The sequence below is a fragment of the Pseudomonas sp. ML96 genome (assembly GCF_000761545.1).
Taxonomy (GTDB): Bacteria; Pseudomonadota; Gammaproteobacteria; order Pseudomonadales; family Pseudomonadaceae; genus Aquipseudomonas.
The window spans coordinates 44,921-60,190 of record NZ_JPMY01000034.1 but is presented as its reverse complement, the minus strand read 5'-3'; the positions used below and the strand labels follow the sequence as shown (position 1 = coordinate 60,190).

Genomic DNA, 15,270 nt, shown 5'->3' with positions numbered 1-15,270 from the left:
TCCGCATATGAAATGGGAGCCGGATATAGCGATGAAGGCCCACGATGGCGTCCTGCTGCTGCCCGAGGCTGGCATCAGCAATCACGAACTGGCCGTGCATCGTGTGCTCGGCGAGAAGATAGCCCGCCTGCTCGGCATCGAATTTCTCGGCGAGCATGATCCGCAGCGGCATGTCGGCGGTCGCTATTACTGGCTGCCGAGCGAGACGCTGATCGGCACGCAGCGCCGCATGGAGCTGGGCATCAAAGGTCAAGAAGACTTCTTCGGTGGCGCCGTGGAGCAGCCATTCATGGCCACCAAGGCCATCAGCCATCCGCTATGCGAAGGCAGCCGGCACATGCCCGCGGGCTGGTCACAGGAGTTCGCCACGCAGGTGGCCGAAGCGATTCTCGGTGGCTACACCGCCTTCGACCTGCAGGATGCACGGCGGGCCGGCGAACGCTTGCTGGAGCAAGGCACGCTGCGCCTCAAGCCCGTACGCGGCAAGGCCGGGCGTGGCCAGCAGGTGATCCGCAGTCACGAAGAGCTCGCAGCCGCCCTCACCGAGCAGGACGCCAGCGAGGTCGCGACCTGGGGCCTGGTGCTGGAAGAAAACCTGAGCGAGGTGGTGACCTACAGCGTCGGCCAGGCCCATGTCGGCGGGCTTCTGCTCAGCTACTACGGCAGCCAGCGCCTGACGTGCGACAACGCCGGCCAGGAGGTCTATGGCGGCTCCGACTTGACCCTGGTGCGCGGCGACTATGCCGAGCTGATGCGCCTGGACATGCCGGAGCCTATCCGCCTGGCGGTCTCCCGCGCGCAACGCTATGAACAAGCGGCGCTACAGGCCTTCGGCCTGCAGGCCTCACGGCGCAACTACGACGTCGCCCAGGGCATCGACAACCAGGGCCAACAGCGCTGCGGCGTGCTGGAGCAGTCGTGGCGCGTCGGCGGCGCCAGCGCTGCGGAAATCCTGGCCATCGAGGCCTTCAGCGCCGACCCGCAACTTTCCAGCGTCCGTGCATCGACCTACGAGTGCTACGGCGAAAGCCTGCCGCCAGACGATGCCGTGCAGCTGTACAAGGGCTCCGAGCCGGAGGTTGGGCTGCTGGGGAAATATGTGAGGGTGGAAACGCATGACATCTCATAGCGAACAGGTGGACATCCAGGTGGGCGAGGACATCATCGCCGGCACCATGGTGTCGCCGCAGCGCAAGGTTCCCGGCATCCTCTTCGTGCATGGCTGGGGCGGCAGCCAGCAGCGCGACCTGGCCCGCGCCAAGGGCATCGCCGGCCTCGGCTGCGTGTGCCTGACCTTCGACCTGCGCGGCCACGAGCTGACCCGCGAACGCCAGCCCAGCGTGACCCGCGAACAGAACCTGGCGGATATCGTCGCGGCCTATGACCGCCTGGCCGCCCACCCCGCCACCGACCCCAAAGCCATCGCGGTGATCGGCACCAGCTACGGCGGTTATCTCGCCTCAATCCTCACCACTCGGCGCCCGGTGCGCTGGCTTGCCCTGCGGGTACCGGCACTGTATCTGGACGAGGACTGGGACGTGCCCAAGCACGAGCTGAATCGCCAGCGCCTGGTGGAATACCGCAACACCTTCCTGCAGCCGGCCGGCAACCGCGCCCTGTCGGCCTGCTCCGAGTTCGCCGGCGATGTGCTGCTGGTGGAGTCCGAGCATGACGACTTCGTGCCGCACACCACCTTGATGAGTTACCGCTCGGCCTTTGTCAGGGCACATTCGATGACCCATCGCATGGTCGATGGCGCCGATCACGCCCTGACCGAGGACAGCGCCCAGCGCGCCTACACCTCGTTGCTCACCGGCTGGATCGGCGAGATGGTGATGGGCGCCCGCATCGGCAACTACCCGCACCACCTGGCGGCCTACTCCTGAGCGGACAGACCACGCTGCATCACTTTTTCTTGCCGCGGGTCTCGCCCACCACCTCGTCCGTCCAGGGCTTGCCATCGAGCGGTGCCGAACGGCCCAGCTCAGCCTCGTCCAGGCCGATGCCGCCACCGATCTGCGACTCATCGACAACCCGTAGCTCCTCGTCGCTCGGGTGATCATCACCCAGCTCATCCGGCGATCGAGCACCCGATTCGTCAATCAGGGTGTCGGGGCTGAGGTCGTCCTGATTGACCCCATCTTCGTGGGCACTGTGGCTCAGGGTCTCCCCACCGCTCATGCCGGCCTGGGCTTCACGCTCAGGGGGAAACTCCTTGCTCACCTCCGCCGCACTGCGCTGATCACCCACACGCCCCTGGCGCTCATCGTTGCGCTCATCGAAGTCCAGCTCGCGAATGGAACCCATGCGGTCTTCGGTATCGTCGATCTCATGTACTTTGCTTGGCTGCTTGTTCATCTGGCTGCTCCCCTCTGGGTCGATGTATTGCTGTCGACTAGAGAGCGAGGGCGATGATTCAAGCTGATTGCGGCAGGCTACTGAGACCTGTGGGTAGAGAGGGCTTTCGCAAAGGGCCGCTTGCGGCCATTAGCTGCCGCTCAGACTAATGGTTCAGCCGCACTGCCGGGTAGTCATTGGCAAGCTGGCTGGATGAGGCCGGCTTCGCCAATGATGAATGAGCCACCTAGGCCTTATCGATTCCGCCCGAGCGCCTCATGGCTGCTGACCCAATCCCCCGCCAGAATCGCCGAGGTCAGGGACACGTCGCCGGCCAGCACCACCGCCGCGATGATCTCAGCCAGCTTGTCCGCCTTGCCGGCACCGTAGCATCCCAAGAGCTCCAGGCATTCGCGCTGGGTGGGCAGGCTCGTGCCGCCGCCGTGGGTCGCGCAGATCACCGCAGGCAGGGTCACTGACCAGTAGTAGTCGCCGTTGTCGAGGAGTTGCCCATAGGTGATGCCGCCATGGGATTCGGCGACGTTCGCGGCGTCCTGGCCGGTGGCGATGTACACGGCAGCCAGCCCGTTGGCCGAGTGTGCGCCGCTGTATGCAGAGCCGGCCTGGAACGCGCCCACAGCCGCGATCTGCCGGTAGCGATAGAGGTTGGCGGGATCGACGCGCAGCAGGTCATGAGCGACTTCGCGCTTGAGGGTGAACTCGGCGATGACGCGTTTGCCCCGCGTCTGGATCATGTTCATGGCCGAGTGCTTCTTGTCGGTGTCGATGGCACCGGAAAGGATGTAGCGCGGCTGCAAGGGATGGTTGGCCTTGATCCATTCACAGGCGGCGTAGGTCGCCTTGCTCGTCATGTTCTGGCCGGCTGCATCACCCGTGGTGAAGCAGAAGCGGGTGTAGAGCATGTTGGCCACTGGGTACTGCTCGATCTCGAACAGCTTACCGCTGCGAGTGGTGGTTTCGCTGACTGCCTTGATCGTCTCGAACTCGCTGATCAGCCAAGCGCCGAACTCACGAGCCTGCAACGCGTTCTCGAACATGAACACCGGGGCACGCTGCATGGAGTGCTTGACCACGGTGGTCTTCACGCCACCAGAGGCGCTGATGGCGCGCATGCCTCGGCTGTAGCTGGCCAGCAAGGTACCTTCGGTAGTGGCCATCGGCACATAAAAGTCGCCCTGTGCGTGCTCACCTTCGATGCGCAGCGGGCCAGCCAGCCCCAGAGGCATCTGCACCACGCCGATGAAATTTTCGATGTTGCCGCGGGTTACTTCGGGGTCGATGGCGTATTTACCGATGGTGTCCAACGACGCGCCCGTTTGCTCCTTGATGAAGTCGCGGCGTATACGGGCCTGCTCGTTGGAGTAGTCGTTGTCTTTGCTGCGGGGAATAGGTGCGCCTCTGGACATGGGGATCTCCTGAGTGATCGACGAATGAGCCTAGGTCAGAATCTGCTCTTGGAGTGTGCACACGAGGCGCCATGACGGCATGCCCGACCGCGCCAATCAGATGACCTATTGCGTCGAGTTGGGGGCACACGGCGGCTTGGTGCAAATGCGGACAGGGATGCGACTTTGTAAAGTGCTGGCCGCTGCATGCTAGATTTCCCGTGCCTATTTCAAGGAAGGGAGAAGTTCATGGGGAGATATGAAGAATTACCTCCTGATTCCCAATCCTGCGCTCACGCCAAAGCTCTGAACGATGGCTTTCCCTGGTTGCTCTTTGCGCGACCACTGGAAAAGCAATACCGCGAGCATGTGCGCGAGTCGCAGCCGCCCTACCAGCGCCTGACGATTCTGTTGGCGCTGGCCATCTGGGCGATGTTTACCTTCGTGGACTCCAATCAGTTTCACATCCTGCAAAATCCTGCGGATCACTCCGGCAGAGTGCAGATGATTCTGCTCGCCCGCTTTGCCCTGCTGCTGGGCCTGGCATTGGTCGCCGTCCTGCTATTTGTCAAACACTCGGTCAAGTACACCCGAACGCTGCTGCCACTGGTGATGCTCGTGATTGGCGGAGTCAGTGCGCTGATCATGGCCTGGTATCGACTCGAGCATCAGCCGAAGGCCGATGGGGTTCTGCTGCTTATCGTGATCGCTGTGTTCTTTCCGCTGGGCATGTCCTTTTACCGCAGCATTTTGCTCGCGCTGAGTATCTGCCTGCTTACCGCCATTAGCGGATGGCTGTTGCTACAAGGCGAGGAGCTGGACGCCCAATTGGCGCTGAGCAGGATGCAGGTTCTCGCGACCGTGGTCGGAGCCGTTGGCGGGTATATCCGCGAGCACGCACAGCGTGAGCAGTTCCTGCTGCAGCAACTGCTGCGCTGGCAGGCCAATCACGACCCGCTCACCCAACTGCACAACCGCCGCAGCTTCGACAACCACCTGGATATGCTGCTGCACCAGGCCCAGCGTGACGGCACCACGCTGACTCTGGTGATCCTCGATATCGATTACTTCAAGCTTTATAACGACCGCTATGGCCACCAGGCTGGCGACGCGGCCTTGCAAGCAGTAGGTCAGGTGCTATCGAGCTTTCAGCGCAGACCATTGGACATGGCGGTGCGCTTGGGAGGGGAAGAGTTTGCCCTTCTGCTCTACTCGGCTACCCCGAGCTATGTCGCCGAACAAACCGAGGCCTTGTTGGCCGCTGTTGTCGCACTCAACATCGAGCATGCTGCATCCCCCGTAGCAACCCATCTGACCCTCAGCGTGGGCGCCACGATAAGCACGCCGACCGACACCAGCGAAAGCATTTATCAGCGTGCTGACGCGCTGCTTTATCAAGCCAAGCAAGCAGGCCGCAATCGGGTGGTACTGGGCATCGGTGATACTGAGGTCTCTTGCGCTTAGCAGGGCTACCCAACGCTTACCGCCCAGTTTCCCCTTCAGGTAGGGGCTGTTCTGTGCCGCAGCCTCAACCTGGAAGAACGCTGTTCCTCGAAGTAGGCGATGCAGTGGAGATTACGAGAGGAGCAAGAGCCACTGGGCTCAGTCACTCAAACTGTACAGCGCCGTCGCCGTTAGTTTTCGAGCTTGAGCAGTGCTTTGACTTTCTCGATCACGGTCTCGATACGAAATGGCTTATCGAGCACTTCGGCGAACAAGTCGGGACGAGTTGCACCCAGATGTGCTTGCGCGCCGCTCATCAGAATCATGGGGGTGTTCTTGTGATCGGGATGCGCTCTCACCGCCTCCGCGAACTCTATCCCCGTCATGCCCGGCATCATGAAGTCGGTGATGATCAGGTCCGGATGCTCTCTGTCCAGAATCTCCAAAGCCCGCTTGCCGCTACCCGCGGTAACGGTGAGAAGGCCTTCATCTTCCAGGGCGAAGCTCAGAATATTGGCGATCAGGTACTCGTCATCGAGTATCAGCACCGTCGTCATAAGCGATCCACGTCACGGACTGCTCTAGCGACAGTTACCTGCTGCATAGACTCTGGCTTCGAATGCTGCGCCCAGAACATCGTTAGACCTTCTTCACGGAGATTCCAGGGCCGCCCATGACCACCTCGAGCAAAGAGGGGTCATAAGCGCTGTCCCTGACTTTAAGGATTGAAAGCCGTCGTTGAAGTTCAGCTCCTGCGTCGCCGAACCGCATGAGCAACAGGTTATCCGCAATGCTGGAAATATCTGGCACGGGGGCATCAACTTGATGGCTGATCAGGCTCTGGATTTCCCACGTCGCCACCACGGTCACGCCCTGTGCGCGCAGCTCTCCCATCAGCGCAGAGAAAATATCCAGCACCCGGGTCTTGTCCGCCGCCACGCGAGCCATGCCGCCCAGGCTGTCCAGGAAGACGCGCTTAATGCTTTTGCGCTCGACGATCTCCAGCAGCTCATACCCCAACCGATCAATCAGCCCCTCGGTTGGAGAGTGCCAGGCGATAGTCAGTGCACCATCGTTCTCCATGGCTCGGAAATCGAAGCCCAACGCCGCCGCTTTCATGCGCAAGCGCTGTGGTGCTTCGTAGAAGCCGAAGAACAGGCCGGGCTCTTCTGGAGTGCATTCGCCGATGAACTGGATGCCGATAGATGTTTTGCCAGCACCGGAGGGGCCGGCGATCAAGGTCGTCGAGGTACGCGCCAGACCGCCGCCAATAACTGCATCCAGCGTCGGTATGCCACTGCTCAGGCGAGTGAGCTGTTCCTGGTCATCACTGGAGAGAGGGCTTAACAGGCTCTCTAGGCGCGGATAGACCACAATCCCGTTTTCGTTGATTTCGAACTCGTGCACACCCGAAATCGCCCCGCTGCCCCGGGTCTTACGCAGTTTGATCCGGCGTACGGTTTGCGGGCCGATGGCCTCTTCGCCCATCTCGATCACACCATCGACCATGGTGTGTTCCGGGCTTCCATCCTCGAGCTGCGAGCTGGTCAGGAACAGCACCGTGCAACCGGCAAAAGCGGCGTGGCCTTGCAGTTCGGAAATGAATTTTTTCGTGTCGATCGGCGACTCGGCCTTGGAGCGCGCATTGAGCAGGCCGTCCAGAATCATGACCGTCGCTTTCTGCCGGCTGATCTCGCGGCGCAGCAGCTTCACAACTTCGTCTAGCCCGTCATTTTCCAGGGTGTCGAACGCACTGACGAACTGGATCTTTTCGCCGATCTGCTCCTTGTCGAAGAAGCTCAGCGTCGAAAGAAACTGGAACAGCCGGTCATGGGGTTCAGCCAGCAGGGTGGCGAAAAGTACACGCCCGCCATTGCCGACATGGTTGAAGCCGAGCTGGTTGGCAAGGATGGTTTTCCCAGACCCTGGCCGACCTTGAATGATGTAGGAGGCGCCGGCAACAAAGCCGCCCTTCAATAGCGTATCCAGCCCTTTGATGCCGCTTTTAAGGCGCGCTAATTGATACAAATCCATGCCCTCCACTGACCGAGCCAGCATCTTAATAAATGCGCGCTACTGCTTCCGCGATGCCGAGCATTGTCACCTGATTTGCTCAAAGCTCCTACTGTCCGCCTGGTTTTCCTGAGACACGCCCATCGTTGGCGAGCCCACATGAACGAAACGCGATACGGAAGCCAGGTGTGAAAACCGAGCAGCCAATCCGGAATTACCTGTAGACCGCTGAAACCCTGCCGGTTTCAAGGAAAAGATGCCTGGACCGCAAAACGCCTGAGAGCCCGCTGAGCGGTATGCCGCAAATCAACTCAAGAGCGCTGCAGCCAGCCGAGGAATTTGCCCTTCTTGATCGTCACCGGCTTCTGCTCCAGCAGCGAGGCGCTGGCCTGCTGGCGGAAGCGTTGCAGCTTGGCCAGCGCGCTGCCGACTTCGCTGCGTTGCTCCAGGCAGGCCTGCAGCGACTCCTTGTCGAGACGGTAGAGCACCCCTGAACTGAGCGCGGTGAAGCGCGCCTCGGACGGTGTGCCGAAAGTGACGCCCTGCTCCCCCATGACCTCGCCAGGGCCCATGCGCCCGGCCTCGACGACTTCGCTGCCATTGGGCACTGATGCCGATATCACGCCGGTACCGATCAACAGCAGCTGCTCGCTGACTTCGCCGACCTCAAGAACCACCTGGCCGCTGCTGAAGGTCTGCGCCACGAGCAGCTCGGCCAGCCGGTCTTTCTCCTCGTCATTCAGCGTACGGAAGATCTTCACGTCATCGAGCAGGGCACGCTGGCGGCTGCGCTGAACATCGTGAAGCGCTGCGCCCCCCAGGATGCCAGCGGCTTGCAGGTGCCGGTAGGCGAGATCGAAAAGCAGATTGCTCACCTCGTTCGAGCTGCTGCCGGCGGCAATGAATGCACTCATCTCGTACTCCACCGCATTCAGGTCGGAGCTTTTTACCGACACCTTCGGCTTGGGCGTCTGCAGCAGCGAGCTCACCCCTTGCAGGGTGCGGTTGAGAGCGTCGAGCACCAGGCGTGGGCGTACCTGCGCCGGCACGCTGATGCTCAGCTTGAGGCTCTGCATATCGGTGGAGCGATTGAGGTTGAGCACCTTGGTCTTGGCGGCCACCGAGTTGGGAATCACCACGGTGCTGCCCTGGCTGGTGCGCAGATGCGTGGCGCGCCAGTCGATCTCGACCACCTTGCCTTCAATGCCGTCGATCGATACCCAGTCATCCAGGCGATAGGGCTTGGTGGTGTTCAGCACGATGCCGGAAAACACGTCGCCCAGGGTGTTCTGCAGGGCCAGACCGATAACGATGGCGACCACCCCGGAGGTGGCCAGCAGGCCCTTGACCGGCAGCTGCATGATGTACGCCGCCGCCGCGACTATGGCCGCGAGGAAAATCACCGCCCCCAGTACGTCCTGCAACAGGCGGCCCGTGTGGCCGCTGCGCGGAATCAGCAGCACGCCGAGCACCACCGTCAGGGTGCGGGCGCAGAGCAACCACCAGGCGATCCCCAGCACACAGCCAAGCATGTTCTGCGCAGGTTCGCTCCACGGCGGTGGCTGCAGCGGACTCATCCCGGCACTGATGATCACCAGGCTATAGGCAATGAAGATCCCAAGACGCAGCAACACCCGCAAGACCTTGGCCTCGGCGGGCAACAGGCGCCAGCACGCAAGGTCGGCGAGCAGCAGGCCGGTGCCGATGGTTAGAGGGTGCTGGGCTATCAGTGCAAGCATGGGCGGCTCTACGACAGAGAAGTACGGCAAGCATGACTGGATTGCCGGCAAAGATGAATGGATTGCATGGCATATGGTTCATGCTCTGGCATGCCATGCGCCAGAGTGAAGGCGCGCAACTCGTGGCGAGACGATGGAAGTCTTCAGCTCGGCTTTCGCTTAACAGCCAATAACTGCCTCTTACGGGCTACCTCGCCAACCGCGGCGCATGCTCGCTCAGCAACTCCGCCACCCACTCGATAAACACCCGCAGCTTGGCACTCACATGCCGATTGGGCGGGTACGCCAGGTAGAGCGGCATGCTGTCCAGCTGCCAGTCCTCGAAAAGTGGCAGCAGCGCCCCGCTCGCCCGGTGAGTCTTGGCCATGTATTCCGGTAACCAGAGGATGCCGAGGCCGACCAGGCCGGCCGTGAGGTAGGCGTTGCCATCGTCCACCGCCAGCGCCGGGCGGCCTTGCAGGGCGATGCGCTCATCACCGCGCTGCATCACCCCGCTGAAGGCCTTGCGCGAACGGGCGCCGAGGAAGCTGACGATCTGGTGCTCGGCCAGCTCGCCCGGATGCTTGGGCACGCCGGCGCGCGCCAGGTAGCCGGGCGCGGCGTAGATGCCGATGCGCAGGTCGCCCACGTGGCGGGCCACCAGCGACTGGTCGGTGATCTCGCCGCCGCGCACCACGCAATCCACGTTGTCGCCGATCAGGTCGACGTAACGGTCGCTGACGCCCAGGTCGAGCTGGATCTCCGGGTAGCGCGCATGGAAGGCCGGCAGTGCCGGGATCAGGATCATGCTGGCGAAGGGGCTGGGCACGTCCACCCGCAGGCGCCCGCGCGGCGAGGTGGAGGCATCGGACAGGCTGGTCTCGGCGTCGTCCATGTCGGCCAGCAGGCGAATCACCCGCTCGTAGTAGGCGGCGCCATCGGCAGTGACGTTGACCTTGCGCGTGGTGCGGTTGAGCAGCCGCACGCGCAGGCGCGCCTCCAGTTGCTGCACCAGTTGGGTGACGCTGGTCTTGCTCATGTGCAGAGTGTCGGCGGCCTTGGTGAAGCTGCCGGTTTCCACCACGCGGGCGAATGCCTGCATCGCATCGAAACGGTCCATCACGACTCCGGATTGGGCGGGATTGTTTGGATTCTACAAACAGTGATGGACAGTGTTGCTCGTTTATCGCCCCGGCGCCCGCGCCTAGAGTCACCTCCATCGCTAACCCACCAATGGAGGTGACCCCGATGACAACCCGCGACGTGATTTTCCCGCCTGACCGCCATGACCTCTACGAGCTGCACCGCTACTCGCCGGCGATTCGTTCCAATGGCTTTCTGTTCGTCTCCGGCCAGGTCGGCAGCCGCAAGGATGGCTCGGCCGAGCCGGACCTGGCAGCGCAGGTACGCCTGGCCTTCGCCAACCTCAATGCGATCCTGGCCGAGGCCGGCAGCAGCTTCGCCGATGTGGTCGACACCACCATCTTCATGGTCGACCCCGACTCGAAATTCGAGACCATCTGGGAGGTGGCAGCCGAATTCTGGGGCGAAGCCCCCTACCCGACGGCCACCGCTATCGGCGTCACCTGGCTGTCCGGCTTCGACTTCGAGATCAAGGTGATCGCCAAGCTGCCGTAACGGCGCCCTGCAAAAGCCCCGCCCCTGCGAGCGGGGTTTTTCTTTGATTACTCCGGGCTGCCGGCCTGGTGCTGCAAGCTCGCCTGGGTGACGTTGCTGCCGGGCGGCACGCTGCGGGTCAGCCAGACGTTGCCGCCGATGGTGGAGCCCTTGCCGATGGTGATGCGGCCGAGAATGGTGGCCCCGGCGTAGATCACCACATCGTCCTCGACGATGGGATGGCGGGCCTGGCCCTTGTGCAGCTGGCCCGTCTCGTCGGCGGTGAAGCGCTTGGCGCCGAGGGTCACCGCCTGATAGATGCGCACGCGGTTGCCGATCACCGCCGTCTCGCCGATCACCACGCCGGTGCCGTGGTCGATGAAGAAGCTGTGGCCGATCCGCGCGCCTGGATGGATGTCGATGCCGGTGGCGGAATGGGCGATCTCCGCGCCGATGCGCGCCAGCAGCGGCAGGCCGGCGCGGTACAGGTGATGGGCCAGACGGTGGTGGATCACGGCTAGGATGCCGGGATAACACAGCAGCACCTCGTCGACGCTGCGCGCGGCCGGGTCGCCGGCATAGGCGGCGATCACGTCGCTATCGAGCAGGCGACGCAGGCCCGGTAGTGCGTTGGCGAAGCCGCGGACAATCGGTACCGCGTCGGCATCGCTGCCCTCCTCCGACTCGCCGCGCTGGCGGGCGGCGTGGCGCAGCTCCAGGCGCACCTGGCCGAGCAGGCTGTTGAGCGCGCTGTCCAGGGTGTGGCCGACGTAGAAGTCCTCGCTCTCCTGGCGCAGGTCGCTGGGGCCGAGGCGCATGGGGAACAGCGCGCCGCAAAGGTCGGCGAAGATACCTTCCAGGGCCTGGCGCGACGGCAGCTCGCGGCTGCCCAGTTCGCGCGCACGGCCGGTGCTGCTGCGCCACTCGGCGCGGGCGGCACGCAGCTGTTCGACGATCTGATCAAGCTGCCAGTTGGCCGAGCGCGCCACGGCATCGCTCGGCGCCTGGGTCAGCGCGTCAGGGTTGGTGATATCAGCGGAAAGCTTGTTGGACATAGGCAATCCCGGCCGACCGCCAGCGCGGCCGGCCCGTGGGTCAAAGGGAGGTGGTCGAACTCAGTCCTGCTGCCATGGCAGGCCCCAGTGGCGCCAGCCGCCGGAGTCGCCACGCTGGCGCTGGGTATCCAGGTCGCCCTCGAAGCCTTCCAGCACGTTGAACACCTGGGTGAAGCCAGCCTCGGTGGCAGCCTTGGCGGCGGCCGCCGAGCGCTTGCCGCTGCGGCACAGCAGCACTAGCACCTGATCGCGGTTGGTGCGGTTCTCCAGCTCGCGCAGGAAGCGCGGGTTCTTGATCATCGCCGGGCCGGTCTGCCAGGCCACGTGAGCGCTGCCGGGCACCCGGCCGACGTACTTGAGCTCCTCGGAAGTGCGCACGTCCACCAGGGTCACCGCGCCAGCTTCGACCAGGGCCCAGGCCTCCGGCGGATACAGGCTGCCGGCATAGGCATTGCCCTGCTCCACGCCGCGGGCGCGGCCGCGCGCCAGCAGCTCGCCGCTGGAGACTTCCAGCACGCTGCGCAGGCCTTTGGGGCGGAGGGTATTGGGCGTTATCTCAACGGCCGGCATGGGCGAGTCCTCTAGTGAACTAGTCGGGGCGGGCAGAAGCTCTGCCCCGCCGCGTTGAGGGCTACTCTATGCCGGCACGCATATAACTAAAAAATAATTAATTATTTTATTTACCGAACATTATCGAATATCAGTGTTGCGCCAGCTCCTGCAGATAACTCCAGGGATAGATGCCCTTGTCGTGGCCATCGCTAAATACCAACTGCACACCGTAGCCCTGCTGGCTGATGGCGCGCAGGCGCACCTCGCTCGGCGCCGTATCGATGCGCCCGTGCAGGCGCGCCGCGCGGCACTGCGAGCAGGGACAGGCGGCGCGCAGGCGGGCGTGGCTGAGCTGGCTGACCTGGCCGTCCGGCCACTCCAGGCGCAGCTGGCCGGCAGCGCTGCGCAGGGCGCTGGGCGCGCTCATCGCGCCGCGCCCTGCAACTGGCCGAGGGCAATGCGCACAGCCTTGCGTACTTCGGGGTCGCCGTCGTTCTCCGCCGCCAGCAGGGCCGGCAGCGCGGCCGGGTCGGCCAGCTCGCCGAGGGCCAGGGCGGCCTCCTTGCGCAGGTTGCTGATGCTGTGGCCGAGCAGCTCGACCAGCGCATTCAGCGCACTGGCGAAACGCAGTTTGCCGAGGGCGCGGGCGGCGCGCAGGCGCACCTGCCAGTAGCCGTCGGCCAGGGCCTCGACCAGCGCCGGGCCGGCGTCGCTCTGGCCGACCTTGCCCAGGGTGGTGGCGGCCTCTTCACGCACCTGCCATTCGCGGTCGCGCAGGGCCGCGCGCAGGGCCGGCAACACGCTGGCGTCGCTGGCCAGGCCGAGGGCGCCGGTGGCGGCGCGGCGCACTTCGGTATCCGGGTCACGGCTGGCCAGGTTGGCCAGGGCCGGCAGCGCATCGGGCTGCTTCAGCCAACCGAGGATGCCGACCGCCTCGCGACGGACGAAGGCGTCGCTGTCGTGCAGCGCACCCAGGGCCAGCGGCGCGGCCTCGGCCAGGCGCAGCTCGCGCAGGGCACGCAGGGCGCTGGCACGGACGAAGGCATCGCCATGGGCGGCCCAGGGCAGGATCACCCTGCCCGCCTCGGCGCTCTTCAGCTCGGAGAGGCTCTGCGCGGCGGCAGCGCGCACTTCCTCGTCGGCATCGGCCAGCGCGGCGCACAGGGCAGCGACCACCTCGGGCTCCTCCCAGGCCTCCAGCAGGCGCGCGGCCTCGGCACGCACCTCGGCGGCGGGGTCATCGCCCAGGGCCTGGGTCAGCCAGGGCAAGGCGTCGGGGTCTTCCAGGTCGGCCAGCTCGATCAGGGCGATGCGGCGCACGCCGGCATCGACATCGGCCAGGCGCGGCTGCAGGTCGAGGATGTCCGGGTTGTCGGTAATAAGAGCAGTCATAGGGCGATTCGCAGTGGCGGATGTTCGGTGGTGGGCAGGCCCAGCGGAGTGAGGCGCGGCAGTTCGCGGCCGTCCTCGTGGCGCAGCAGTTCCAGGCAGTGGCGTTTGAGGTGGACGAAGCCGGGGCTGGTCAGCAGGCTGGCGTTGCGCGGCCGCGGGAAGTCCAGGCGCAGGTCTTCGATAAAGCGGCCCGGGCGCGGGCTCATCACCAGGATGCGGTCGGCGAGGAACAGCGCCTCGTCGATGTCGTGAGTGACGAATACGACTGTGGTGCGGATGCGCGTCCAGATATCCAGCAGCAGCTCTTGCATGCGCGCACGGGTCTGCGCATCCAGCGCGCCGAAGGGCTCGTCCATCAGCAGCAGGCGTGGGCGGTTGATCAGCACGCGGGCGATCTCGGCGCGCTGTTGCATGCCGCCGGACAGCTGGTTGGGCCAGCGCGTGGCGAAGTCCTGCAGGCCAACCAGACGCAGCATCTCGGCGGCCTGGCGACGGCGCTCGGCCTTGCCGATGCCCTGCATCTTCAGGCCGAAGGCGACGTTGTCCAGCACGCTGCGCCAGGGCAGCAGGGTGTGGTGCTGAAACACCATACCGCGCTCCGGCGACGGGCCGTCCACCGGCGCGTTATCCACCAGCAGGCTGCCGCCAGCCGGACGCAGGTGGCCGGCAAGGGCGCCGAGCAGGGTCGACTTGCCGCAGCCGGACGGGCCGAGGATGCAGACGAACTCGCCGGGCTCGACAGTGAAGTCCAGCGCCTGCACCGCCTCGAAGGCCTCGCGACCCTGGCCGAGACGGATGGACAGCTGGCGGCCGTCGATGCGGCCGGGCTCCGGGGCTTTCTGATAGACGCTCATCGCTGTGCTCCGCTGCGGTACCAGGGCGTGGCCAGGCCGCCGAGGCGCTTGACCAGGCCACTGCTGGCCATGCCGAGCAGACCGATCAGCAGCATGCCGACGACGATGTCCGGGTAGTTCTGGATGGTGTAGGACTCCCAGGTGTAGTAACCGATGCCGAACTGGCCGGAGATCATCTCAGCGGTGACCAGGCAGAACCACGAGGTGCCCATGCCGATGGCCAGGCCGGTGACGATGCTCGGTGCAGCGCCCGGCAGGATCACCTCGCGCAGGATGGCCAGGCGCCCTGCCCCGAGGCTGCACGCCGAGGCGATCAGGCGCGGATCGACGCCCTCCACGCCGTGGATGGTGTTGAGCAGGATGGGGAACAGCGCGCCGGTGAAGGTGATGAACACCATCGACAGCTCCGACGAGGGGAACATGAGGATGGCCAGGGGAATCCAGGCCACCGCGGGAATCGGCCGCAGCACTTCCAGTGGCGGCAGCAGGCTGTCCTCGGCCCATTTCGAGCGGCCAATGGCCAGGCCGAGCAGCACGCCGATCACGGCGGCGCTGAGGTAACCGGCGAACACCCGGCCCAGGCTGCTGCCGAGGTGCGCCAGCAACTGGCTGGAGTGCAACAGCTGCCAGGCCGCGCCAAGCACGGCGCTAGGCGTGGGCACATAGGTGAAGGTGAGCAGGCCCAGGTCCAGGCGCGTGGTGGCGGCCAGCTGCCAGAACAGCAGGCAGGCGGCCAGCGAGGCGAGGCGCAGGGGCCAGCGGTATAGATGATTCATGGGACTCTCCAGGTCATGGACCTCCCCTCTCCCCACGGGAGAGGGGCCGGGCGGGCCGCGTAGGCGTGAGGGTTTAGCTGGCAACACCGGCCCTCACCCCAACCCTC

Annotated in this window: 16 protein-coding genes; 4 read left to right on the top strand and 12 right to left on the bottom strand. The window is 64.5% G+C overall.

What is annotated here, in order from left to right:
* The first annotated feature begins 31 nt into the window (after positions 1–31).
* On the top strand, positions 32–1,129 hold the full coding sequence (locus tag IP89_RS16385; protein ID WP_043310679.1) for a DUF3182 family protein: 1,098 nt from the start codon (positions 32–34) through the stop codon (positions 1,127–1,129).
* Positions 1,116–1,886 carry a S9 family peptidase gene (locus IP89_RS16380; RefSeq protein WP_043310678.1) on the top strand — a complete coding sequence of 257 codons (771 nt, stop codon included), beginning with the start codon at positions 1,116–1,118 and terminating at the stop codon, positions 1,884–1,886. The genes IP89_RS16385 and IP89_RS16380 overlap by 14 nt, the downstream gene beginning before the upstream one ends.
* A gap of 19 nt (positions 1,887–1,905) precedes the next feature.
* On the opposite strand, the gene IP89_RS16375 is transcribed toward IP89_RS16380, so the two are convergent.
* Positions 1,906–2,358, bottom strand: a complete 453-nt coding sequence (locus IP89_RS16375; protein WP_043310677.1) for a hypothetical protein — start codon at positions 2,356–2,358, stop codon at positions 1,906–1,908.
* Positions 2,359–2,591: 233 nt separating this feature from the next.
* Positions 2,592–3,764, bottom strand: a complete 1,173-nt coding sequence (locus IP89_RS16370; protein ID WP_043310676.1) for a hydroxymethylglutaryl-CoA reductase — start codon at positions 3,762–3,764, stop codon at positions 2,592–2,594.
* Between the two features lie 228 nt (positions 3,765–3,992).
* On the opposite strand from IP89_RS16370, the gene IP89_RS16365 reads away from it, so the two are divergent.
* On the top strand, positions 3,993–5,207 hold the full coding sequence (locus IP89_RS16365; RefSeq protein ID WP_043310675.1) for a GGDEF domain-containing protein: 1,215 nt from the start codon (positions 3,993–3,995) through the stop codon (positions 5,205–5,207).
* 170 nt (positions 5,208–5,377) lie between these two features.
* Here the strand turns inward: IP89_RS16365 and IP89_RS16360 are convergent, their stop codons facing one another.
* The 4 genes from IP89_RS16360 to IP89_RS16345 all read right to left on the bottom strand — a co-directional run bounded on the left by IP89_RS16360 (position 5,378) and on the right by IP89_RS16345 (position 10,037).
* Positions 5,378–5,743, bottom strand: coding sequence for a response regulator (locus IP89_RS16360; RefSeq protein WP_043310674.1), 366 nt, complete (start codon positions 5,741–5,743; stop codon positions 5,378–5,380).
* Between the two features lie 82 nt (positions 5,744–5,825).
* Entirely contained in the window at positions 5,826–7,220 is a 1,395-nt protein-coding gene (locus IP89_RS16355; RefSeq protein WP_052081119.1) for an ATPase domain-containing protein, read from the bottom strand.
* A gap of 290 nt (positions 7,221–7,510) precedes the next feature.
* Positions 7,511–8,938 carry a mechanosensitive ion channel family protein gene (locus tag IP89_RS16350; RefSeq protein WP_043310673.1) on the bottom strand — a complete coding sequence of 476 codons (1,428 nt, stop codon included), beginning with the start codon at positions 8,936–8,938 and terminating at the stop codon, positions 7,511–7,513.
* A gap of 187 nt (positions 8,939–9,125) precedes the next feature.
* Positions 9,126–10,037 carry a LysR family transcriptional regulator gene (locus IP89_RS16345; protein ID WP_043310672.1) on the bottom strand — a complete coding sequence of 304 codons (912 nt, stop codon included), beginning with the start codon at positions 10,035–10,037 and terminating at the stop codon, positions 9,126–9,128.
* Between the two features lie 128 nt (positions 10,038–10,165).
* Here IP89_RS16345 and IP89_RS16340 point away from each other — a divergent pair, with 128 nt between their 5' ends.
* Positions 10,166–10,555 carry a RidA family protein gene (locus IP89_RS16340; RefSeq protein ID WP_043310671.1) on the top strand — a complete coding sequence of 130 codons (390 nt, stop codon included), beginning with the start codon at positions 10,166–10,168 and terminating at the stop codon, positions 10,553–10,555.
* A 47-nt stretch (positions 10,556–10,602) separates the two neighbouring features.
* Here the strand turns inward: IP89_RS16340 and epsC are convergent, their stop codons facing one another.
* The 6 genes from epsC to IP89_RS16310 all read right to left on the bottom strand — a co-directional run bounded on the left by epsC (position 10,603) and on the right by IP89_RS16310 (position 15,163).
* Positions 10,603–11,589: a serine O-acetyltransferase EpsC gene (gene epsC, locus IP89_RS16335; protein ID WP_081963278.1), complete on the bottom strand. Its 987-nt coding sequence runs from the start codon at positions 11,587–11,589 to the stop codon at positions 10,603–10,605.
* A gap of 60 nt (positions 11,590–11,649) precedes the next feature.
* Complete coding sequence (locus IP89_RS16330; protein WP_043310670.1) at positions 11,650–12,159, bottom strand: rhodanese-like domain-containing protein; 510 nt, start codon at positions 12,157–12,159, stop codon at positions 11,650–11,652.
* A 130-nt stretch (positions 12,160–12,289) separates the two neighbouring features.
* Positions 12,290–12,568 carry a gamma-butyrobetaine hydroxylase-like domain-containing protein gene (locus IP89_RS16325; protein ID WP_043310669.1) on the bottom strand — a complete coding sequence of 93 codons (279 nt, stop codon included), beginning with the start codon at positions 12,566–12,568 and terminating at the stop codon, positions 12,290–12,292.
* The gene (locus IP89_RS16320; protein ID WP_043310668.1) at positions 12,565–13,533 is read right to left on the bottom strand and encodes a HEAT repeat domain-containing protein; all 969 of its coding nucleotides are present in this window, start codon (positions 13,531–13,533) and stop codon (positions 12,565–12,567) included. The genes IP89_RS16325 and IP89_RS16320 overlap by 4 nt, the downstream gene beginning before the upstream one ends.
* Entirely contained in the window at positions 13,530–14,387 is an 858-nt protein-coding gene (locus tag IP89_RS16315; protein ID WP_043310667.1) for an ABC transporter ATP-binding protein, read from the bottom strand. The genes IP89_RS16320 and IP89_RS16315 overlap by 4 nt, the downstream gene beginning before the upstream one ends.
* Entirely contained in the window at positions 14,384–15,163 is a 780-nt protein-coding gene (locus IP89_RS16310) for an ABC transporter permease (RefSeq protein WP_043310666.1), read from the bottom strand. Before IP89_RS16310 ends, IP89_RS16315 begins: the two co-directional genes overlap by 4 nt.
* Between the last annotated feature and the right edge of the window lie 107 nt (positions 15,164–15,270).

Excerpts from the sequence above, each read along its gene's own strand:
- IP89_RS16325 (WP_043310669.1), bottom strand. The coding sequence starts at position 12,568 with ATGAGCGCGCCCAGCGCCCTGCGCAGCGCTGCCGGCCAGCTGCGCCTG.
- IP89_RS16345 (WP_043310672.1), bottom strand. The coding sequence starts at position 10,037 with ATGGACCGTTTCGATGCGATGCAGGCATTCGCCCGCGTGGTGGAAACC.
- IP89_RS16330 (WP_043310670.1), bottom strand. The coding sequence starts at position 12,159 with ATGCCGGCCGTTGAGATAACGCCCAATACCCTCCGCCCCAAAGGCCTG.
- IP89_RS16350 (WP_043310673.1), bottom strand. The coding sequence starts at position 8,938 with ATGCTTGCACTGATAGCCCAGCACCCTCTAACCATCGGCACCGGCCTG.
- epsC (WP_081963278.1), bottom strand. The coding sequence starts at position 11,589 with ATGTCCAACAAGCTTTCCGCTGATATCACCAACCCTGACGCGCTGACC.
- IP89_RS16360 (WP_043310674.1), bottom strand. The coding sequence starts at position 5,743 with ATGACGACGGTGCTGATACTCGATGACGAGTACCTGATCGCCAATATT.
- IP89_RS16355 (WP_052081119.1), bottom strand. The coding sequence starts at position 7,220 with ATGGATTTGTATCAATTAGCGCGCCTTAAAAGCGGCATCAAAGGGCTG.
- IP89_RS16320 (WP_043310668.1), bottom strand. The coding sequence starts at position 13,533 with ATGACTGCTCTTATTACCGACAACCCGGACATCCTCGACCTGCAGCCG.
- IP89_RS16385 (WP_043310679.1), top strand. The coding sequence starts at position 32 with ATGAAGGCCCACGATGGCGTCCTGCTGCTGCCCGAGGCTGGCATCAGC.
- IP89_RS16370 (WP_043310676.1), bottom strand. The coding sequence starts at position 3,764 with ATGTCCAGAGGCGCACCTATTCCCCGCAGCAAAGACAACGACTACTCC.
- IP89_RS16310 (WP_043310666.1), bottom strand. The coding sequence starts at position 15,163 with ATGAATCATCTATACCGCTGGCCCCTGCGCCTCGCCTCGCTGGCCGCC.
- IP89_RS16380 (WP_043310678.1), top strand. The coding sequence starts at position 1,116 with ATGACATCTCATAGCGAACAGGTGGACATCCAGGTGGGCGAGGACATC.
- IP89_RS16375 (WP_043310677.1), bottom strand. The coding sequence starts at position 2,358 with ATGAACAAGCAGCCAAGCAAAGTACATGAGATCGACGATACCGAAGAC.
- IP89_RS16315 (WP_043310667.1), bottom strand. The coding sequence starts at position 14,387 with ATGAGCGTCTATCAGAAAGCCCCGGAGCCCGGCCGCATCGACGGCCGC.
- IP89_RS16340 (WP_043310671.1), top strand. The coding sequence starts at position 10,166 with ATGACAACCCGCGACGTGATTTTCCCGCCTGACCGCCATGACCTCTAC.
- IP89_RS16365 (WP_043310675.1), top strand. The coding sequence starts at position 3,993 with ATGGGGAGATATGAAGAATTACCTCCTGATTCCCAATCCTGCGCTCAC.